Below are 20,453 nucleotides of genomic sequence, written 5' to 3'. Positions count from 1 at the left end.
TTTACTCTATGATCTTTGGCACGGCAAAGAAGTGTCCCTCGCGTGAAGGGGCGTGCTTTAAAATTTCATCGACAACGTTACTTAAATGTGGCTCATCTTCTCTTAATGGAGTGCCACCTTTTATAGAACTAACTACGGCCTCATCGCTGCTTAGATCAAGCTCGTTTAAAACATCGACAAAAGATACGATTTCACTTAATTGCTTCTTGATCTCTTCTCTTTTTTCATCATTAATTTGTAATGCGGAGAGTTTTTCTAGTTTATTTAAGAGAGTGTCGTCTATTTGCATTATTAAGCAACCTTTTAATTGATTTTGAGGCATTATATCACATTCAAGCTTTAATTTTGGGCTACTTTTAATTTAATTATGCTAAAATCTGCGAATTAAAATTTTTCAAAAGCAAGGAAAAACGTTGGCTATAAAAGAAGACTTAACCGAGATAAAAAAAGAGATCGACGCCCAAGAGCAGTTTCTTGAGAGTATGATAAAGGGAGAGCGTTTTTTTAGGAAATACAAAACTTTGCTGATCGTGCTCTGCGTGGCAGCTATCGTCGCACTCATCGGATTTTACGCTAGTAAGGTTTTAAACGACAACAGAGTTGAGGAGGCAAATTTAGCCTATTCAAAGCTTATCTTAAATCCAAATGACGCAAGCGCTTTAAATGTTTTAAAGGAGAAAGAGCCAAATATGTATGCACTTTTTTCACTTGGACAAATGCTCGATAAAAACGATACAAAGGGCATTAGTGAGCTTGCAAATTTAAAAGTAAATCCGATCGTAAAAGATATCATTCTTTCGCAAACTGGCGATGCAAATACTCAAATTTTAAGCGAATATAACGCACTTTTAAAAGGTTTTGAGCTTTTAAAACAAAATAAAATCAAAGAGGCAAATGTGGAATTTGACAAGATCGCGCTTGACTCGCAACTACAAACTTTAGTTAAAAATTTAAAACACTATCAGGGAATAAAATAATGAAAAAACTTACACTATTCTTGGCTTTTGCCTTGGCTTTAGTTCTAAGCGGATGCGGCACAAAAAGACAATATTTTGAGCCTGCGCAAACTTCTGGCGAGATATCTTTATCAAAAGATCTTCCTTCTTACATCAAATCAGCAAATGCAAATGGCGCAACGCTGGATAATGGCAACATCATCACGAAAAATGGGTTAAACAAAAGCGTTACCTTGCCTGAAAATTTCAACTTCTTAAACGAAAACAACGGCTTTGTCATCTCAGCTAGCATAAATGGCGACCTAAACGTGACTGATCCTAGCGGCCACAGCGTTTATAGTGGTAAATTCCCAACTGCGATCGTAGCAGCCTCACTTGATCAAAACCAGCTTGCAGCTATCAGCGCATCAAACCACATCTATCTAATCGATATAAGCACTGCTACGACACTAATGGAGTATAGCTCTTCTGACATCGCAGCGGTTGACTCAAGAGTTGTGGCGCCTTACTTCATGAGCTCACTCATCGTCTATCCAGCGCTTGATGGTAAAATTTACATCGTGCAAAAAGAGACTGGTAGAATTTTACGCGACGTTGTCGTAAGCTCTGAAAATTTCTTTAACAACATCATATTTTTAGGCGTTGAAGGCGATAATCTAATCGCAGCAACAGCCAAAAAACTAATCGTCATCAACCCAAGCCAGACAGTTTATTATGACGGTGAGATCAAAGACGTGCTAGTTCATAACGATGAAATTTACATCTTTAAAAAAGATGGCACGATAGTAAGAACAGACCTCATGCTAAAAGAGCAAAATAAGGTAAATTTCAAATTTGCTATCTTTTCAGCGGCTACTATCATCAATAATAAGCTCTATGTCATCGAAAAAACAGGCTATGTTATAAAGACAAATTTAGATCTTAGCGGAGCTGAAATTTATGAGTTTAGCGACGAGATAAAAGATAAAAGCTTCATGGGAAATGGCGCATTTTACTACGATAACGAGTATGTTAATCTAGGGCAATGAACCAAAAAATTTGGGAGCTTTTTGAAGCTAAAAAGATATTGCTAAGGGATATAAAAAGGCTTGATCTTAGCGAATTTACCAAGAAACGCTCGCTTGAGGCGTTTTTTGGTGTTGATACAAAAAATTTCTACGAGATCGTTTTTTTAAGAAGTGCAAAGAGCAGACTTTTGCTCAAAGAAGCCAGCGAGATAAATGAAATTTGTACTAAATTTGAAGAGAAATTTCAAACCAAGATCAAAAAACGTGTTATCTTTTACAACTCTCAAATTTGCTCAAAATCCCTAAACTACTTCAAAGAAGAAGGCTGGAGCTGTTATGATTTTGTGTGATATCGGCAACACCAACGCCTCTTTTTTACAAAATGGCAAGATCACACACATAAAAGTTAGTGAATTTAAGAACTATAAACCAAACGAAAAGGTCTATTTTATCTGCGTAAATGAAGAAATTTTGCGCATGATAGATAATGACGAAATGTTTGTAAATTTAGAGCCTTACTTTGAGATAGACACGATCTATCAAGGTCTTGGAGTAGATAGAAAAGCAGGGTGCTATATGATAAATGATGGCGTTATAGTAGATGCCGGAAGTGCCATAACCGTCGATATAATGGCAAGCTCACTTCATCTTGGCGGCTACATCTTGCCAGGCATCGCAACTATGTTAAATGCCTATAAAAGCATCTCGCCACGCCTTGATGTGACGCTAAATTCGCAAATAGATATCGATGCGTTGCCTCAAAAGACGAGCGACGCTGTGAGTTATGGCATCATAAAGCCCATTATCACGCTTATTTCAAAATTAGCAGGCAGCAAAAAAGTCTATTTTACTGGCGGAGATGGTGACTTTTTGTCTAAATTTTTTAAAAATGCCATTTGCGACAAGATGCTGATCTTTCGTGCCATGCAAAAAATAATCGATGAGAAAAAGGATATTTTAAAATGATAACAGTAGCCTTGCCAAAGGGCAGGATCGCAGAAGATACACTTGAAATTTTTAGAAAAATTTTTGGTTCGAGCTTTATGTTTGAGGATAGAAAACTCATCCTTGAAGAGGGAAATTTTAGATTTTTAATGGTTCGCAACCAAGACATACCAACTTACGTCACCGAAGGCGCGGCGGATATCGGTGTGGTCGGTCTTGACGTGCTTGAAGAGCATAAGCCAAATGTAGTAAGGCTACTTGATCTGCAAATAGGCAAGTGCAAGGTCTGCATCGGCATAAAAAACGAAGATGAGCTTGATTTTTTAAGGTCTGAGCTAAAGATCGCTACAAAAATGCCAAATATCACTAGAAATTACTTTGCAAAGCTTGCCGTTGGCGTGAAGATCATCAAACTATATGGCTCGATCGAGCTAGCGCCACTTGTTGGGCTAAGCGACGCGATCGTCGATGTGGTCGAGACTGGCTCAACCATGAAGCAAAATGGGCTAAAAGTGGCTGGCGACATCATGCAAAGCTCAGCCTATCTGATCGCAAATAAAAATAGTTTTATCATTAAAAAAGATGAAATTTTGGAGCTTTATCAAAAGATAAAAGATGAAATTTCAAAGTAAAATTTGAAAAACGTAAATATCATAAATAAAGAAAAAATGGTTAAGGTAAAACACTGTTGCTCTCAAATGAAAGAGGCAACGAAATTAAATTGTAAGATTCATAACAATATTTATGATTGTCCAGACGTGCTTATTTCGTATTATCCTAAATTTGATGAATATGGAATTATCGTTCACGATGGTGGCACAAGCAGTATTTCAATCAAATTTTGCCCTTTTTGTGGTACAAAATTACCAAAATCAAAACGAGATAAATGGTTTGACAAAATGGAAAAATTAGGAATAGATATTGATAATGATGAAATTCCTAAAGTATATTTAAATTATGGTTGGTGGTTGAAGAAGTGATTGAAAATTATTTTTTTAACTCTTTTTTAATCAACATAAAAACTAGTTGTTGCTAATTTTAAACGACTACCGCATAAAAGATCTTGAGAAATTTCTATTTAACTAGATGTAAAAGCAAGATAAAATGCTTAATATTTTTTGTCCACTCACAATGGTGGCGTGTTTTGTTAGAGTTTCTTAAGACCGAGCAGGTATAGCTCTGTACAAAAACAGCAAATTTGCTTTAAATTCTGCTGGCAAAATTTGATCCAAGATGGTAAATTTTATTTGATACAGTTAAAATTTAAATGGGAAGAACGAGTAAATTCAGATCAAAAAATATAATTGTTTTTACATTTTAAAATGGCAATCTAAATTTAAATTTTTAACTTTTCTTGATAGTTAAATTCAACCCAAAACAACAAATTCAGCCTAAATTTTTCCGCCAAACATCTCATACATCGCCTTCTCCTCGCCCCAAAGCTCGCGGTGTTTTTTGATAGATGATTTGATAGCGTTTATGAGATAGAGCACGTCCTCTTTTGTGTGCGTGTAGTGCATGCTCACCCTTACAAAACCTGGCTTTTTCTCTAAGATCTTATTCTCTTTAAGCCCCAGCAGGTCAAAAGCATAAGGCCCAGCGCACATCACGCCAGCGCGGCTTTGTATGCCATAGTTGTTGCTAAGCGTTGCAGCAAAGTCATAAGGCGAAATATCACGCACATTAAATGAAAAAATAGGCAGCTTTTCTGCATTTTTAGGACCGTAAATGGTGATATCTTCGATACTGCTAAGCTCTTTTTCAAAGAAATTTGCCAGCTCTTCTTCGCGTGCTTTGATATTTTCTACTCCGACACTTGCTTGCAAGTTGTAGGCTAGACTTGCTCGCACCAGCCCCAAGATAGATGGCGTGCCAGCCTCTTCAAGCTGCTCGGCGTTTTTTATAAAAAGGTGTTTTGATGGCGTCGCAAGCGCGATGGTGCCGCCACCTGCAAAGCTTGGTATGTCGCTTGTATAAAGCTCTTTTTTGATCGCCAAAAGCCCGCAACTCCCAACTCCACCAAGTAGCTTGTGAGGCGAGAAAAAGGCTGCGTCAAAGTATGCTGCGTCTAAAATTTCATGCGAGCTGGTCGCCGCACAGTCAAATGCCACCACTCCGCCAAATTTCTTAACGAGCGAGTAAATTCTCTTGTAGTCGGTTTTCACGCCTGTGACGTTTGAGGCGGCGCTAAAGCAGGCGATGATCTTTCTTTTTGCGTTTAGTTTTAGCGTCCTCTCAAGCATCACGTAGTCTATCTCGCCATTTTCATCAAGCCTGATGCGCTCGCAGTCGCAAAGTCCCTCGCGAAAGCTGATCTCGTTTGAGTGGTGCTCATAGGGCCCAACAAGCACGAGTGGTAAATTTACGCTTCTTAAATTTGCTTCGCCGATCAAGGCTCTTGTCGTTGGCGGCAGATAAATTCCCATTATCTCTTGAAATTTCTTTATCGCAGCCGTTGCACCTTGACCTGTTGCTATTAGATAAAAGCTCTCATCAAGCCCCAAAAGCTCCTTTAGCTCTGCCCTTGCGTTTTCATAGCGTTTTTGCGTTAGCACGGCGCTTGAGCTGCTATCTGAGTGAGTATTTGCGTAGGTTTTTAAAAATTTTGAAATTTCATCTTCGATAGGCGCATAGGCAAGCCCTGAGGCCGTGTAGTCAAAATAGTAAATTCCATCTTTTAAAATGATATTTTTTCTTACTTCATCTATAGTTGGCACGATTTTCCCTTTGGTTAAAAGTGCGATTATAATGAAATTTTGTATAAAGTGAGGTTACAAGCGGGCAGGGCGCCCACTCGTGTGTTTATTTGTTTAAGAAGTTTTTTTCTAACCACTCGTTAGCTTTTGCTTCACTCTCAAATCTTTGGCTCTTAGCAACTTGGTTTGCACCCTCATAAAAACGGATACGAATGCCGTCTTGAACGCTATCGATCTTGATTCTAGTGATCTTATCTTTGTTTAGATAAGTCCTGTCATTTAGTTTTACATACATGTTTTTCTCCTTTTAAAAATTTGGTTTATTTTTTATCGTTTTTCTTCTCGTCTTGTTTTAAAAATAGCTCTTTAAAGCGCTTATTTGCATAGTCTTCGATGTCATTTTGAAGCTGTTTATAGGCGTTTATGAGCTCATAGGCTCTATCATTTAGCGTAGTGCCAGCACTATCTCCGCCACCTTGCTTGGTTGTAAAGAGATCTTCTTTTAAATTTTTTTGCAAAATTTGCAGATGTGACCAGCATTTTTTATAGTTCATGCCTAAAATTTCAGCTGCCTTTGATATCGAGCCAACCTCGGCTATAACGTCTAAAACTTCGGTTTTACCCTTGCCAAATATAAGCTCGCCCTCGTCGTTTTCTATCCAAGTCTTCGTCTTTACTCTCATCTTTTTGCCTTTCTTTTCCTTAAAACAGCCTAGCTGACAGTACTTCACGTCAAAGCCGTAGTCTCTAAGCGTCGAGCGCATGGTCTTTAGCCCGCCGTTAGCCACCGCCATATCCCTTGCATCTTTGCAAAAAACTCTGCCCTTTTCGTCGCTCACTTCTTTTAGTTTTAGTGACAATGTAAATTTACCGCGGTCTTTATCCAAACCACCAAACTGCCCAAGCTCGCAGTTGTCTATCTTGATGCCAAGTCTAGTTGCCTCGTCGCTTACCTCGCCGACTTCTATACCAAGCTTGCTAGCGATCTTAAAAGCCGTGCCGCAGTCAAGTTTGCCGCTTTTATTTAGTGTTTGTTTTATTAGCTCTTCTAAATTTTTACTCATAAATTCTCTCTTCGCCACTATAAACGTTGATATTTTCGCCCCTTGCGAAACCACAAAGTGTAAGCTCAAATTTACGAGCGATCACAACGCCAAGGCTAGTCGGTGCTGTCCTTGAGATAAGTGCTGGCACCCCGTGCATAACGGCTTTCGCGACCATCTCTGAGCTAAGTCTGCCACTCACCATCAAAAATGAATTTGCTAAGTTAGCCCCGTCTAAAACAGCCTTGCCAACGGCCTTATCGATCGTGTTGTGCTGAGCGATATCCTCGCCTATATAAAATTTATCTTCGCTCACAAAAAGCTTTGCCGTATGCACGCAGCCAGTCATCTCATAAAGCTCGCACTGCGTATAAAACTCCCTCATTTGAGCAAGGATCATATCTTTGTTAAATTTAGCTCCGCTTTTTACGGCTCTTGCTGCCATCGCCTGTGGGTCAATGTTTGCCGTTGAGCTTCTGCCGCAGCCACTTATTATGACCTTTTCCTCGTCAAACTGCTCTAGGCGTTTTTCGTTCACTTTGGCGCTTACATAGACGCTTAGCTCGTCGCTTGAGAGCCTAACTTCTGTTATGTCCTCCGGCTTTGTGATGACGTTTTCGCTGATCAAATAGCCCACTGCAAGCGCCTTTTGATCGGTAGGCGTTGCCATAACGGCACCAAATTTTTTGTCATTTATGTAAATTTCAAGCTTGATCTCACGCACCAAAATATCATCAACCTGTGCTTTTTGCTCGCCTTTATATTTGATGATCTGTGTTTTATAAATCGGTTCCATCTTGCTCCTTGAAGTTTTCACAAATGATAGCCCAAAAAGCTAAATTTAATTTTGGATTGTAGTAAAAACTTGCTTAAACAAAGCAAAAAGCTTAAACGTATTTTGATACGAAATAAACGTTATTATAATTAAAATTTGATATGCAAAATAGGCATATTTCTTAAAGTATAAAATTAGAGAAAATAACAAATTTTATAGGTGCAAAAAGCACCTATAAATTTACGCTTTTAGTTTTAGTCTGTCGCCAGCGTAGTAAGCGATCTTCCAAACAGTAGTTTGTTTTAGGTTCTTTTCGCCATAACCTCTTGCAGCAACTCTGTCATTGTAGATTTTTTCGATGACATCTGACTCGCCAACTAACAAAGCCTTTGTAGAGCACATCGCAGCACAAACTGGCACCTTGCCCTCAGAAATTCTATCTTGTCCATATACTTCGCGCTCTTCTTCGCTATTAGTTGGTAGCGGACCGCCTGCACACATGGTGCATTTATCCATTACGCCCCTTGCACCAAAGGCACCATCTTTAGGGAATTGTGGCGCACCAAATGGGCAAGCATATAAGCAGTATCCGCAGCCTATACAAATATCTTTATCGTGAAGCACTATGCCATCAGCTCTGATGTAGAAACAATCAACCGGACAAACGAGCGAACAAGGCGCGTCTTCGCAGTGCATACATGCGATTGACGTTGAAATTTCTTTACCTGGCACACCTTCATTTAGCGTTATAACGCGGCGTCTTCTAACGCCGATAGGTAGTTCATGAGCTTCATCACACGCTACCGCGCAACCGTTGCAATCAATGCACCTATCTGTGTCGCAGTAAAATTTAAGTCTATTGTTATCGTTAAATGCGCTCATATTATGCCCTTTCTATGCGGCAAAGACCGCCTTTTGTTTCTGGAATTTGAGTGTTGATATCATATCCATAGTTTGTTACGGTATTTGCACTCTCGCCAACCGCAAATGGCAAAGTTCCTTCTGGGAAATTTCCAGTCATATCAACACCTTGCATATATCCAGCCCAGTGGAATGGCAAGAAGATCATATCAGGCTTGACCGATGGCACGATCCTTGCACGAACCTTGATCTTGGTACCCTCAGGTGAATGAACCCAAACAAAATCCCAATTTTTAATGCCATGTTTAGCCGCTAGCTCTGGGTGGATGTCGGCAAACATCTCAGGCGTAATGCGTGATAGATACTTACTAGCACGCGTCTCCATACCAGCACCACTGAAATTTACGAGACGAGCTGTAATAAGGTTGATAGGGAATTCTTTTGAGAAGTCCTTACTTTGTTGCAAGCTTTCAAATTTGGTATCAACGCGGTATTGTTTTGCTTTATCTTTAAAGCTTGGATACTTCTTGGCTAGATCTGGTCTTGGTGAGTGGATCGGCTCTCTATGCTTAGGGATCTGATCAGCAAATGTCCAAACGATAGTTCTAGCACGTGCATTGCCATACGGAGCGATGTTTTTCTCCAAGCATTTTGTTGCTATGATATTACTATCATCAGTTGACCAGCTGGCTCCAATCCTTGCTTTTTCATCATCAGTTAGTGTGATGCCTAAAATTTTCTCGATATTGTCTTTTTTAATCTCAGGATATCCGCCATTTATAGATGAACCAACTGGCGCTGAGCCTTCAGCTGCTAGCTGACTAACACCGTTGTGCTCTAAACCAAAGCGGTTTCTAAAGCCCATTCCGCCTTCGCGAACTGATTTATGTGTATCATAAAGTATTGGGCTACCTGGGTGATTTTCTGTCCAGCATGGCCATGGAAGTCCGTAGTATTCGCCCTCAACAGGAGTGCCAGGCTTGCCAAGAGATGTTACTTCATCAAATTTATCCCAGTTCTCTTGGTGGCGTTTTAAGCGCTCAGGTGTCCAGCCAGTCATACCGATAGTTTTTATAATATTTGCTATCTCGTGAGTAGCAGCTTCTGGCCACTCTATCTTGCCATCAGCGTCCCTTATAGTGCGAGTTAGCTCGTCATAAAAGCCTATGCGTTTAGCTAGTTCAAATAACAATTCATGATCAGGTATGCTCTCATAAAGTGGTTTGCATACTTGGCTTCTCCATTGGCCACTTCTGTTTGTAGCTACGACTGTGCCGCTAGTTTCATACTGAGTTGAAGCAGGGATGATGTATACATTATCTTTTTTATTTGTTATAACGGCAGCGTCATTTACAAACGGATCTACACAAACAAGTAGCTCAAGCGCATCAAGACCCTCTTGAACCTTTGCTTGCTGTGCAGTAGATGTGATACCATTTCCTATAACTACAAGAGCTTTTAGGCTATCTCCTGCATTATCGATCGCATCATTGCCATCTTTACCATTTAGCGTACCAGCCCACCAGCGTGCAAGTGAAAATCCTGGCTTAAACATCCACTCAGGCTTGATAAAATTCTTTTGCAGCCACTCGAAATCAACCTTCCACATTTTTGCAAAATATTTCCAGCTTCCTTCATTTTTAGGGTAATAACCAGGTAGGTTATCTGGTAAATTTGCCATATCAGTTGCACCTTGAACGTTATCGTGGCCTCTTAGGATGTTACATCCGCCGCCACTTACGCCCATGTTGCCAAGTACTAGTTGCAAGATCGGAGCTATACGAGTGTTTGAGCTACCTATTGTGTGCTGGGTTAGACCCATCGCCCAAACGACCGAGCCAGGGCGGTTTTTAGCATAGACTTCTGTGATCTCTTTAAGAGTTGCAGCTGGCACTCCAGTCACGTCTTCAACGACTTCTGGTGTCCATTTTGCAGCCTCTTCACGAATCAGATCCATACCATAAACACGGTCATCAATAAATTTCTTATCCTCCCAGCCATTTTCAAAGATGAGATTCATCATGCCATATACAAAAGGTATATCCGTTCCTGGACGAATTTGTGCGAAATAATCAGCCTTTGCCGCTGTTCTTGTATATCTTGGATCGACAACGATTAGTTTTGCGCCATTATTCTCTTTTGCTTTTAAAAAGTGTCTAAAACCAACTGGGTGATTTACCGCTGGGTTTGATCCGATTATAAAAATAGACTTCGCGTTTTGGATATCTCCAAGGTGATTTGTCATAGCTCCATAACCCCAAGTATTCGCCACACCGGCGACTGTAGAGCTGTGTCAAAGACGTGCTTGGTGATCTAGGTTGTTTGTCCCAAACATCGCAACGAATTTGCTTATATAGTAGCTTTGCTCGTTGCTATCTTTTGCTGATCCTAAGAACATTACTTGCTCTGGATTTTTCTCGCGGTAAGCTTTTAGTTTTGCACCGATCTCGTCAAGTGCTTGCGTCATAGAGATGCGTTGCCACTTGCCACCAACTTTTTTCATCGGATATTTTACACGGCAGTGTGAGCGCACCATATCGATAACGTCTGCCCCTTTACAGCAGTGACCACCAGCACTTACTGGGTGATCTTGTGCTACTTCTTGACGCACCCATACACCATTTTCTACCTCTGCTAGCACTCCGCATCCTACAGAGCAAACTGTGCAGACAGTTTTTACTATTTTTGAGTCTGGAAATGGGTTTGCCATCTCTTGAGCTGTTGCTTCTCTTGTGACATTGCTTGCTGCAAAGCCGGCCGCTCCACTAGCACCTGCTAATGCAGCCATTTTTAAAAACGATCTACGGCCGATGTTGTTTGGCGTAGCGTTTAATCTAGCTTCAGACATTTTCATCCTTTCTTAAATTTCTATCAAATTTTATTTTGCTTGTTTGTAGTAAAGTTCCCAGTTTTTGGTTCTTTTATAAAGCACCTCGGTCTTTTTACTCTTTCCTGATTTTAAATTTTCATTAGCATTTGCTGCTACCGCACCACTTGCTGCCACAGCGCCAACTAGACCGACTTTTTTTAGAAATTCGCGTCTATTTTGCATATGTACCCTCCGTTCTTAGTTTTCTTATCCTATTTTTTTCTCTTCTTATGCTTTCTGATCTTGAAAGACCATCGCTCTTTTTGTGGTCTATCTTGACTGGTTTTGGTGAGTTTAGTGCTACGCGCTCAAACGCGATAAATTCGTTTAGCAAAACGGCTACATCCTTGTAAATTTCACTATTTTTATGCTCATATAAATTTTCTATAAACTCATCAATGTTTGGATTTATAATATTTTTAAAAAGCTCCTCTTCACACTCGTCAAATTTACCGATAAACTCGTTCATAAGCGTAAAGACAAAGCCCACGTTATCTTCATTCTCTTTAAATTTACTCTCATCTCTTCTGATGTTTGTCTTAGCTAAAATTTTACGCACATCAGCGCAAGCATGACCCACTTCATAACCCTCATCGTAAAAAGAGAGTGAGTTTCTAAGCGGACTTGGCGGAGTGTGAAAAATGTCATCAAATTCGGTGATCAAATTCTCTGGATTTTTTTCATTAAATTTACTTTTTATATTTGCAACAGCTCGCGATACTTCATCGTTTAAGCTATATTCTTCGATGAGATCAAGCATTTTACTAAGATCATCAAATCTCTTTTCATCTTCACTAAATACGAAGAATTTAGAGAAAGTAGCGTAGTAAAGTTTTCTGCCAGCTGCAAATTCCTCTTTTGTGCTCACCTTTTTCCTTAAATAGTTTTTTAACGACACTGAAACTATACAATTAATTGCCTTATTAATGTGGCTTAAAATAAAATAAATTAGAAAAGTTAAAAAAAGCTTAAATATGCCTTAATTGCATATTTAAAAACGCCATTTTTAGGGAGTTATGTAAGATATGATTTTTTAGCAGAATTATTAAAATTTAGCTATTTTTTGATATCCATTTTTAAATTTGAGCTAAATTTAAAGAGTGGGAGTAAATTTTACTCCAAAGCTAGCATCGAGCCATCTTCAAATTCTAAAAATACTCTCTCTCCAATCTTTGTAATTTCATCATCGTGGCTAAAAATTTTGATCAAAAAGTCGCCAACTTTGACCTTCAAAAGCTTTTCATCGCCCATATAAAGCGAGGCCGAGTGTAAAACCCCTGAAATTTGACCCTCACCACCTGTTTTAGAAATTTTTATCTTGTTTGGGTTGATCGTTATCTTGCTTTTACCTTTAAAATTTGAAGCTAAATTTAGCCGTGCTTCGTCGCCAAAGCTTAGCACGCCACCTTCTATCTCAAAGATATTTTTGTATTCAAACTCGCAGACTCTGCCTTTGTGTAAAAACACGCACTTGTTTGCTAGCATGCTAAGCCATTTTTCGTCGTGACTTGCGATGACAAAGCCGCAGCCATATCTCTCGTGCATCAAATTTATAGCCTTGCTAAAGAGCTTTGAAGTGCCGATATCAACGCTGTTTGTCGGCTCATCAAGCAGATAAAATGGCGCTCTTAAAGAAAGTGCAAGTGCAAATGCGATGCGCTGCGTCTGACCTGAGCTTAGCTCAAAGTGGCGCTTGTTTAAAAACTTCTCATCAAGTCCCACAAGGGCGAGTGCTTCGCTAGTTCGCTCATCAAATTCACTTAGTAAATTTCTACTTTTTAAGATGACTTTGAAATTTTCTCTAACGCTTCTTTTTAAAAGGGCAGGCTCAGGCAGCAAAACGCAAATTTTACGAAGCATTTCAAGGCTTGGTCTATTTTCTCCCCAAAGTGAAATTTCGCCGCTATCTGGGCTTTGCAGGCGCGAGAGAATTCTTATTAGCGTGCTTTTGCCACTGCCATTACTGCCCATTAGAGCGGTTATCTTTTTGGTATTTATATCAAGGCTTGGGATATTTAGGATCTCGTTTTTGCCGTAGCTTAGGTGTAAATTTCTTATCTTTATCAAAATTTGCTCCTATTTGTCTAGTTTTTTGAGCGCAAAGATCGCTAAATTTACTAAAAATGCGATAAATATCAAAACCATGGCAAGCGCTATACCCATGGCAAATTCGCCCTTGTTCGTCTCAAGCGAAACGGCTGTGGTGATCGTTCTAGTAAAGTACTTGATGTTGCCACCTATCATCATCGCAACGCCCACTTCAGCCACGATCCTGCCGTATGCGGTGGCGATGACGACCATGAGAGCGTAGCGTAGCTCGTAAAGCACACAACAAACTAGCTTTGCCGGCACAAGGCGTAAATTTAGGATAGTTAGATAGTGTTTTCTATCCATATTTTCAACCACGCTTGCAGTAAGCGAGATGATGATAGGAAGAGCGAGCACAAACTGGCCTAGCATGACCGCTTTTAGCGTAAAGAGTAAATTTAAGCTGCCAAACGGGCCGTTTCTAGTGATAAATGCGTATAAAATAAGACCGATCGCAACTGTTGGCATGGCAAGAGCCGTGTCACTTAAAAGGCGTAAAATTTTTCGGCCCCTAAAGTCATAAAAGCCAAGCATGAAACCAAGTGGAAAGCCAACAACAACGGCAAGAAGTATCGACACGCTTGATGTGTAAAGGGTAGCCTTGATAGCCGAATATGTTTCAAGGTTGCCGTTTAAAAGTAGATTAAAGGCTTCTGTAAAGCCATTAAGTAAAAAATCCAATTATTCTTTCCTAGCATATTTCTTAAGATTATTTTAAATGTGCTATAATATCACAATTTTTTTTAAAGGAGAAAAATGAAAAAGATTATTTTAGGCTCACTAGCAGCCGCAGTTTTGGCGTTTGGCGCTGATAATGAACTAATCATGGCGACTACAACAAGTACAGATAACACTGGCTTGCTTGATGCGATCTACCCAGCTTATAAAGCAAAAACAGGTGTTGATATAAAATGGACAGCTGTTGGTACAGGTGCAGCTCTAAAGCTTGGCGAAGACTGTAACGCTGACATACTTTTCGTTCACTCACCAAAAGTTGAGAAAGAATTTGTAGAAAAAGGCTTTGGCTTAAAAAGAAATGCCGTAATGTACAATGACTTCGTCGTTATCGCTGATAAATCAATCGCTGATAAATTTAAAGGTAAAGATATCAAACAAAGCTTCGAGCTTATCAAAAAAGATGGTATCAAATTCTTTTCACGTGGCGACAAATCAGGCACAGACAATAAAGAAAAAGGCATCTGGAAAAAGATCGCTGGCGAAGTCCCTGAAAAAGATAGCTGGTATATGCAAACAGGTCAAGGCATGCTAGCTACGATAAATGCTGCTGCTGAGCAAAAAGGCGTCACATTTACTGATCGCGGTACTTACATTAAATATGAAGCAAACCAAAAAGGTCATCCTGAGATGGTCATCATCAACGAGGGCGACAACGACCTTAAAAACTTCTACTCTCTAATCGCAGTAAATCCAAAACACTGCCCTAAAACTGACATCGAAAATGCAGAGAAATTTATAAAATGGGCGACAAGCGAAGAGGGTCAGAAATTTATAGGCGACTTCAAGCTTCTTGATAAGCCACTTTTCACTCCAGACGCAAACACACGCAAAAACTAATTCAAAGGGCGAGCAATCGCCCATCTTTTTATAAATTTTCATATTTTTTAAATTTATTTTTAATCACTTAAGCTAAAAATCAAATTTAAAATATGGTAAAAAACTATAAAAAGCTCCGTAAATTCAGCGTCAAAGTAATATGCAAAATTTGCATATTACTTAAAATTTTTTTAAATAAAATAATTAATTTTAAAACTACTTTTATTTTATAAGGTATATAATAACCGAACTATTAGAAATATTACTTGAAAGGAAATCTATGCAAAAGATTGTTCAAACAACCTGTCCGTATTGCGGAACTGGTTGCGGCATAGACCTTATCGTAGAAAACGGTAGGATAGTCGATGCAAAGCCGACTGAGAACCACCATGTAAATGATGGCGAGTTGTGCTTAAAAGGTATGTTTGGTTGGGAATTTGTAAATTCTCCAAAACGTTTAACTAAACCAATGATGAGAAAACTAAACGGAGAGTTTAACAAAGAGGGCAAACTCGAAGAGGTTAGCTTTGAAGAGGTTTATGAATTTTTAGGAAAGACTTTTAAAAATAGCGTTGAAAAATATGGTCCAAGCTCTATCATGGGCTTTAGTTCGGCTCGTTCAAACAACGAAGACAACTATGTATTTCAAAAATTCTTTCGTGCTTTAGGAAGTAACAACGTAGATCACTGCGCTCGTCTTTGACACGCTCCAACAGTGGCAGGTCTTGCCAGCACCCTTGGAAACGGAACAATGACAAACGATCTTGTTGAATTTGCGACTGATACAGATGTATTTTTACTAATAGGCACAAACACAAGCGAATGCCACCCGATCATCGCTATGCAGATGCAAAGAGGCTTAGAGCGTGGTGCAAAAATGATCGTCGTGGATCCAAAACGCACCGATATGGCTAAAAAAGCCGATATATTCTTGCAAATTCCAGTTGGCTCAAACATCAAAACACTAAACACAATGATGAACGTCATCATCTCTGAAAATTTACAAGATACAGAATTTATCGAAAAATATGCAGAGGGTTTTGAGTATCTAAAAGAAGCCGTAAAAGACTTCACTCCTGAGAGATTTGAGCGTGAGACTGGCGTCAAAAAAGAGCTTATCACTGAGGCTGCTAGGATGTATGCAAAAGCTGGCAGTGCTGCTATTTGCTACACTATGGGTATCACTCAGTTTAGCGACGGCACATCAAATGTATTCTCGCTTTCAAATTTAGCGATCCTAACAGGAAATTTAGGTAAAAAAGGCGCTGGAGTAAATCCGCTTCGTGGTCAAAACAACGTTCAAGGCTCATGCGATATGGGCGCACTACCTAACGTCATCCCAGCAGGTCCAGTAAATAGCGCTTATGCACAAGAGCAAGCTCGCAAAGTTTGGCACTTCGAGCTTAATCCAGTGCCTGGCTTTAAACTAACATACGCACCTGATAAGATGGATAGCGGCGAGCTAAAAGTGCTTTACGTTTATGGCGAAAACCCTGTTATGAGTGACCCTTGGACAGAGCACTTTGTGCATGCTACGCATCACCTAGACTGCTTTATCGTGCAAGATCTATTCTTCACTGAAAGTGCTCAAAAGGCCGATGTCGTCTTACCTGCAGCTGGTTGGGGCGAAAAAGATGGTACATTTATCAACACATCTCGCCGCGTTCAAAGAACTAGAAAAGCAAGCGAACCAGTAGCTGGCGTAGAGCCTGACTGGAAAGTAGTTTGCAACATCGCAAAAGCGATGGGACTTGAGGGATTTGACTTCTTAAGCGCAGAAGAGGTTTGGGACGAGCTTAGAAAACTAATGCCTAAATTCTTTGGCGGTATCAGCTACTATAGACTTGAAAAACTAGGTGGCATCAGCTGGCCATGCCCTGATGAAGATCACCCAGGCACACCTGATCTTTATACCGATCACAAATCAATGCTACCTGATGGTAAATTCCGCCTAGCTCCAGTACTTTACGCTGACGATAAAGATAAGCGTGCGAGCATGGAGGCTGAATTTAAAGCCAAAATGCATATACCTGATGGCTATCCAGTAGGTTCAGGCGCGATGAGCGAAGTACCTGACGAGGTTTATCCTTGCTTATTTACAACAGGTAGAAAAGTTTATCACTACCACACAGGTACGATGACTAGAGAGTGCCCACCGCTAGAGTATGGTGCTGGCATCGAAGGTCCGCTAATCGAAGTAAGCCCTGATATCGCAAGAGAAAGGGAGCTAGAAGATGGCTGCTACGCAATGGTAGAGAACAAACGCGGCAGGATAGCAGCTAAACTTCGTGTAAATCCTGACCTTAGAGAAAGCACGATATTTACGACTTTCCACTATAGTGAGGCTGACGGTAACGAGCTTGCAAACGCACAAGACCACGACCCACTCTCAGGTATCACACCTCTTAAGATCACTATAGCTAACATAAAAAGGTTAAGCGAAGAAGAGTATATAGCATTTAGACAACAAAACGAGATGTCTATGCACTCTGAAAAACCTTATCTTTCACCTGTTAGATCATAATTTCAAGGGCGCAATGCCCTTGAATTTTTAATTCAAATTTTCATAGCAAATCAACTTTTATTAACTAAAATTTTCTATTGTTTCTAGATGAAATTTTATAGTAAGAATGGGTTATTTTTATAAAATTGCTATGAAGTGCTATCTTTATTTTTTAAATCTATAAAGACTCTTAGACTTTTAAAGTTTGTATGCGTCAGCTAAAAGCTTTTGTTGGCTTTAACTTTTAAATTCTGTGATCACTAGCTGGCTTGAGAGTTTATGTATTGTATTTCTTTTAGCTGACTAATGCAAAAGTTTTGGCTGTTTTTTGAGCTAGTCAGCAAAATGCTCAATATTATGATGTAGTGGAATTTGCCTATATTTGCTAACGCCTCCTTTTTGTTTAGCGGTCTTAACATTTATAAATTTTATGCCATCTTCTTCGCCTACACTTTTGCTATCAAGTTGCCAAATTTCATTAAGCCTTAGCCCAGTATGAAGAGCAAACATCATATAGTTTTGTAGATCAAGCCTTTTTGTAGCAAAAACTATTTTTAATTCATCTAGGCTAAAGTTGTCTTTCGGCGACTTCTCGTCAGCTGAAATTTTAAAAGATGTAAGCATTTTAAAAGGATTGGTCGTAAGTTTGCCCATCTTTATGGCATAGTCAAAGAGCCTTTTTGAGTAAGATGTGTAGTTGTTGATGGTCTTTTTATTGAGCTTTTTGCTTGCTAGAGTTGTTTGAAAATTTTCAGCATCGCCGTAGCTAAACTCTTTACCTTGATGATCTTTAAAAAACTCATCCAAGAGCTTGCCAGTCTTAACATAATAGCCCTTGGTTTTATCACTAGATTTTAGCTTTAAACACTCTGTTTGCACATATCTTTTAGCTACCGCTTCAAAAGATATCGGTGTGGCTTCTTTTGGATTTAAAGATGCATCCAATAATGTTTTGAGCTCTTTTTCAAGCTTTTCTTCTGGAGCTATGAGATTATAAAATTTAGCTATCACCTCTTGTGAGAGCTCTTTATATTCGCTAACATCTAAAAATAGGCCATTTTGTTTAATGCACCGCTCATTTTGTCTTTTAATGTTTATCAAGGCTCTTAGACTTTTAGAGTTTGCATGCGTCGTGGTTATCTTTTTAGAAAGAGCTTCGTTGGCTGCGGCTTTTATAGAATTTGCTAGTCTTACCGTCTCATCTATATCTTTTGTGAAAAGGCAAAATTTAACAGTTAGCTTTTTGCCATCTTTAAGAGCTGTATCAAAAAAGTAAAAATTTGGTCTGTTGGGAACCTTTGTGATCAATCTAGAGCTCATAGAATGATCCAAATAGTTTCTGTAACAAAAGTGCAAATTTTCTGTAACAAAGCTGATTTGTCTGAAATTTAAGACAAAAATATCTGCTAATAAATGCAGTTAAAACACCGAAATTTAGGGAAGTTGGAAAGAAAAATATTGTGTTGGTGGCGGACAGAGAGGGATTTGAATACTATATACTTTATTTCATTTCTATTTTTATCAAGTCTTTTACGTTATTTAGTATTTTTCCTTTTGTTTTACACATTTTTATTTGGTGGTTTTTGTTTAGTTCTGCTTTAAAGCATTTATTTCCTATGTATTCTTTTAAAATTATTTCATCTCCGCCGTATATGGTTATTTCTTTTTTGTTGTAGATGCTTATTTTCCCTTTTTCGCTGTCGTATTTCCAAAACATTTCTCTTGGCCGCTTATCGAGTAAAATTTCATTATTTTTTTCAAAACTTATATCCCAGTTACTGCCTGCTGTGAGTATAAAATCTATAAAGTATCTCTCCGTTTGTATGTTCCAGTCGCCTACTAAATTTAAATCTTTTATGTATTTGTTTTGGTTTTTGTTTTTCTCTACGTGTATTTCTATGGGATCAGCAGTTAAAAAAATGCAAAGTAATAATAAAGCTTTTAGTATTCTCACTCTATCCCCCTATCTCTTTTTTAAGTATCCTTGCTTTTATGTCTGATAGGTAAAATTCTTGTTCTATTTCACTTAGCTTATCAAATAGTTCTATTAGCTCTTTATGCTTTGGATTAATTTCACTTTTTTTTTGAAAATAAAATTCTAGTATTTTGTATAGGTTTGGGTTATTTTTCTCCCAGTTGTAGATAGTTTTTATATCTTTTCCGATGAATTCGGCTACTTCTCTTTTGTTCATTTCTTGAAATTATTCCAATATTTAAGATTTGTTTTATAATTATTATGCAATAATTCCTTTTAAGAAATTGCAATAATTCTAATTAAGCAAGAGGATTTTAGCAATATCTTATGAATTTATAACTTAACTTACCGCCCGCAACAGAGTAGAGATGTTTAGGGGCTTGTTTGTTACAACCTTAATACGTTGTAAAACTGTTGGGGGTGGTGTAGCTCTGCCCCTAAAATACTAAGCTACAAACAAATATTTTTTAAGGAGCTACACATGTACACTTATCTTTTAGGCCTTTGTGACGAAGTTCGTCCTATCTCTCGCATCGACAAGAAAACTGGTGAAGTTGCATCATCTATCGACGTAACTATCACTTTTGAAAGTCGTGATCAACATGGCTATCTTGTCAAATCAACCGAAACTATCAATTATGACTTTTCATTAAAGCCAAAATTTGATTCTGTAAAAGGCAAATATATCGCTGTTCCATATCGCTTTTTAAATACTCGCAATGGTGCATATATGTTCCCTGATGAAACTTTAAGTTTCCAAGTTTTCAATGAAAATCCTTTTTTGAAAGAAACTAAATCATCTAAATAGTTAGAAGCGGGGGCTATGCCTTAATGTGAGTAGCAAACCACTCTCCCGCCTTTCTCAATTTCTACAAAGTTTATTCTTTAAATTTTGTAGAGATTGATCTCTATATTTTAAAAAGGAGTTAGATATGGGAAAAGCTAAAAATTTTCTAGAATCTACTAAGGTTAAAGTTGCTGCTGTTGGCTCTACATTGCTTTCAGCTCCTGTTCTTTTCGCTGGTGATGCTCCAGTAGTTCCAACTACGCCGTTAAAAGCTGACTATGCTTTATTTGACTACGTATTTGCTGGTGTTATCGCTGTCGCTTTCATCTTTATGATTGCTCGTAGAGTTAAGGGCTTCATTAAGTAGGTATTAGGGGGGGCTTTAACTCCCCTT

Annotated in this window: 24 protein-coding genes; 10 read left to right on the top strand and 14 right to left on the bottom strand. The window is 38.8% G+C overall.

From position 1 onward, the window contains the following. Position 1: 1 nt before the first annotated feature. Positions 2-289: an Asp-tRNA(Asn)/Glu-tRNA(Gln) amidotransferase subunit GatC gene (gene gatC, locus G6W41_RS04650; RefSeq protein WP_002941258.1), complete on the bottom strand. Its 288-nt coding sequence runs from the start codon at positions 287-289 to the stop codon at positions 2-4. A gap of 124 nt (positions 290-413) precedes the next feature. Between gatC and G6W41_RS04645 the strand changes: the two genes are divergently transcribed. From G6W41_RS04645 to G6W41_RS04620, 6 genes are read left to right on the top strand one after another with little or no spacing between them, the layout of a single operon-like run. Further along, positions 414-977 (top strand): hypothetical protein, encoded by a 564-nt coding sequence (locus G6W41_RS04645; RefSeq protein ID WP_103569119.1) that lies wholly within the window; start codon positions 414-416, stop codon positions 975-977. Continuing rightward, positions 977-1,984, top strand: a complete 1,008-nt coding sequence (locus G6W41_RS04640) for an L-seryl-tRNA selenium transferase (protein ID WP_103644796.1) — start codon at positions 977-979, stop codon at positions 1,982-1,984. Before G6W41_RS04645 ends, G6W41_RS04640 begins: the two co-directional genes overlap by 1 nt. Continuing rightward, complete coding sequence (locus G6W41_RS04635) at positions 1,981-2,313, top strand: hypothetical protein (protein WP_194170768.1); 333 nt, start codon at positions 1,981-1,983, stop codon at positions 2,311-2,313. Before G6W41_RS04640 ends, G6W41_RS04635 begins: the two co-directional genes overlap by 4 nt. Beyond that, positions 2,300-2,929 (top strand): type III pantothenate kinase, encoded by a 630-nt coding sequence (locus G6W41_RS04630; RefSeq protein ID WP_194170767.1) that lies wholly within the window; start codon positions 2,300-2,302, stop codon positions 2,927-2,929. Before G6W41_RS04635 ends, G6W41_RS04630 begins: the two co-directional genes overlap by 14 nt. Continuing rightward, a complete protein-coding gene (gene hisG, locus G6W41_RS04625; RefSeq protein ID WP_194170766.1) occupies positions 2,926-3,540 on the top strand; it encodes an ATP phosphoribosyltransferase in 615 nt (204 codons plus the stop codon). The genes G6W41_RS04630 and hisG overlap by 4 nt, the downstream gene beginning before the upstream one ends. A 3-nt stretch (positions 3,541-3,543) precedes the next feature. Then, positions 3,544-3,888: a DUF6980 family protein gene (locus tag G6W41_RS04620; RefSeq protein WP_196779810.1), complete on the top strand. Its 345-nt coding sequence runs from the start codon at positions 3,544-3,546 to the stop codon at positions 3,886-3,888. A gap of 411 nt (positions 3,889-4,299) precedes the next feature. Here G6W41_RS04620 and G6W41_RS04615 read toward each other — a convergent pair whose 3' ends face one another. The 10 genes from G6W41_RS04615 to tupB form a co-directional block, all read right to left on the bottom strand. Continuing rightward, positions 4,300-5,625 carry an aminotransferase class V-fold PLP-dependent enzyme gene (locus G6W41_RS04615; protein WP_194170765.1) on the bottom strand — a complete coding sequence of 442 codons (1,326 nt, stop codon included), beginning with the start codon at positions 5,623-5,625 and terminating at the stop codon, positions 4,300-4,302. Positions 5,626-5,710: 85 nt separating this feature from the next. Further along, positions 5,711-5,899 carry a hypothetical protein gene (locus G6W41_RS04610; protein WP_002941192.1) on the bottom strand — a complete coding sequence of 63 codons (189 nt, stop codon included), beginning with the start codon at positions 5,897-5,899 and terminating at the stop codon, positions 5,711-5,713. 25 nt (positions 5,900-5,924) lie between these two features. Then, positions 5,925-6,668, bottom strand: coding sequence for a winged helix-turn-helix domain-containing protein (locus G6W41_RS04605; RefSeq protein ID WP_194170764.1), 744 nt, complete (start codon positions 6,666-6,668; stop codon positions 5,925-5,927). Beyond that, positions 6,661-7,443, bottom strand: a complete 783-nt coding sequence (gene fdhD, locus G6W41_RS04600; protein ID WP_103616444.1) for a formate dehydrogenase accessory sulfurtransferase FdhD — start codon at positions 7,441-7,443, stop codon at positions 6,661-6,663. The genes G6W41_RS04605 and fdhD overlap by 8 nt, the downstream gene beginning before the upstream one ends. A gap of 219 nt (positions 7,444-7,662) precedes the next feature. Then, entirely contained in the window at positions 7,663-8,304 is a 642-nt protein-coding gene (fdh3B, locus tag G6W41_RS04595) for a formate dehydrogenase FDH3 subunit beta (RefSeq protein ID WP_009294800.1), read from the bottom strand. A 1-nt stretch (position 8,305) separates the two neighbouring features. Continuing rightward, positions 8,306-11,131, bottom strand: a complete 2,826-nt coding sequence (locus tag G6W41_RS04590) for a formate dehydrogenase subunit alpha (RefSeq protein ID WP_242039905.1) — start codon at positions 11,129-11,131, stop codon at positions 8,306-8,308. 30 nt (positions 11,132-11,161) lie between these two features. Continuing rightward, entirely contained in the window at positions 11,162-11,335 is a 174-nt protein-coding gene (locus tag G6W41_RS04580; protein WP_194170762.1) for a twin-arginine translocation signal domain-containing protein, read from the bottom strand. Further along, positions 11,325-12,020: a molecular chaperone TorD family protein gene (locus tag G6W41_RS04575; RefSeq protein ID WP_194170761.1), complete on the bottom strand. Its 696-nt coding sequence runs from the start codon at positions 12,018-12,020 to the stop codon at positions 11,325-11,327. The genes G6W41_RS04580 and G6W41_RS04575 overlap by 11 nt, the downstream gene beginning before the upstream one ends. 245 nt (positions 12,021-12,265) lie before the next feature. Continuing rightward, entirely contained in the window at positions 12,266-13,219 is a 954-nt protein-coding gene (gene tupC / locus G6W41_RS04570; protein WP_194170760.1) for a tungstate ABC transporter ATP-binding protein TupC, read from the bottom strand. Between the two features lie 9 nt (positions 13,220-13,228). Beyond that, complete coding sequence (tupB, locus tag G6W41_RS04565) at positions 13,229-13,921, bottom strand: tungstate ABC transporter permease TupB (RefSeq protein ID WP_194170759.1); 693 nt, start codon at positions 13,919-13,921, stop codon at positions 13,229-13,231. A gap of 75 nt (positions 13,922-13,996) precedes the next feature. Here tupB and tupA point away from each other — a divergent pair, with 75 nt between their 5' ends. Both tupA and G6W41_RS04550 read left to right on the top strand, forming a co-directional pair. After that, a complete protein-coding gene (gene tupA / locus G6W41_RS04560; RefSeq protein ID WP_002941321.1) occupies positions 13,997-14,815 on the top strand; it encodes a tungstate ABC transporter substrate-binding protein TupA in 819 nt (272 codons plus the stop codon). Between the two features lie 259 nt (positions 14,816-15,074). After that, positions 15,075-17,318: a molybdopterin oxidoreductase family protein gene (locus G6W41_RS04550; RefSeq protein ID WP_242039904.1), complete on the top strand. Its 2,244-nt coding sequence runs from the start codon at positions 15,075-15,077 to the stop codon at positions 17,316-17,318. Between the two features lie 312 nt (positions 17,319-17,630). Here G6W41_RS04550 and G6W41_RS04545 read toward each other — a convergent pair whose 3' ends face one another. The 3 genes from G6W41_RS04545 to G6W41_RS04535 form a co-directional block, all read right to left on the bottom strand. Then, positions 17,631-18,617 (bottom strand): tyrosine-type recombinase/integrase, encoded by a 987-nt coding sequence (locus G6W41_RS04545; RefSeq protein WP_242039903.1) that lies wholly within the window; start codon positions 18,615-18,617, stop codon positions 17,631-17,633. 181 nt (positions 18,618-18,798) lie between these two features. Continuing rightward, positions 18,799-19,251 carry a hypothetical protein gene (locus tag G6W41_RS04540; RefSeq protein WP_194170758.1) on the bottom strand — a complete coding sequence of 151 codons (453 nt, stop codon included), beginning with the start codon at positions 19,249-19,251 and terminating at the stop codon, positions 18,799-18,801. 1 nt (position 19,252) lies between these two features. Next, positions 19,253-19,489 (bottom strand): TetR/AcrR family transcriptional regulator, encoded by a 237-nt coding sequence (locus tag G6W41_RS04535; RefSeq protein WP_194170757.1) that lies wholly within the window; start codon positions 19,487-19,489, stop codon positions 19,253-19,255. Between the two features lie 264 nt (positions 19,490-19,753). On the opposite strand from G6W41_RS04535, the gene G6W41_RS04530 reads away from it, so the two are divergent. Both G6W41_RS04530 and G6W41_RS04525 read left to right on the top strand, forming a co-directional pair. Continuing rightward, entirely contained in the window at positions 19,754-20,080 is a 327-nt protein-coding gene (locus tag G6W41_RS04530; protein ID WP_149700290.1) for a hypothetical protein, read from the top strand. Positions 20,081-20,204: 124 nt separating this feature from the next. Beyond that, positions 20,205-20,426 carry a phosphonate transporter gene (locus G6W41_RS04525; protein ID WP_194170756.1) on the top strand — a complete coding sequence of 74 codons (222 nt, stop codon included), beginning with the start codon at positions 20,205-20,207 and terminating at the stop codon, positions 20,424-20,426. Positions 20,427-20,453: the final 27 nt, after the last annotated feature.

Source organism: Campylobacter concisus (genome assembly GCF_015230035.1).
In the GTDB taxonomy this organism is placed as follows: domain Bacteria; phylum Campylobacterota; class Campylobacteria; order Campylobacterales; family Campylobacteraceae; genus Campylobacter_A; species Campylobacter_A concisus_BK.
This window is presented reverse-complemented; position numbering and strand designations above follow the sequence as displayed.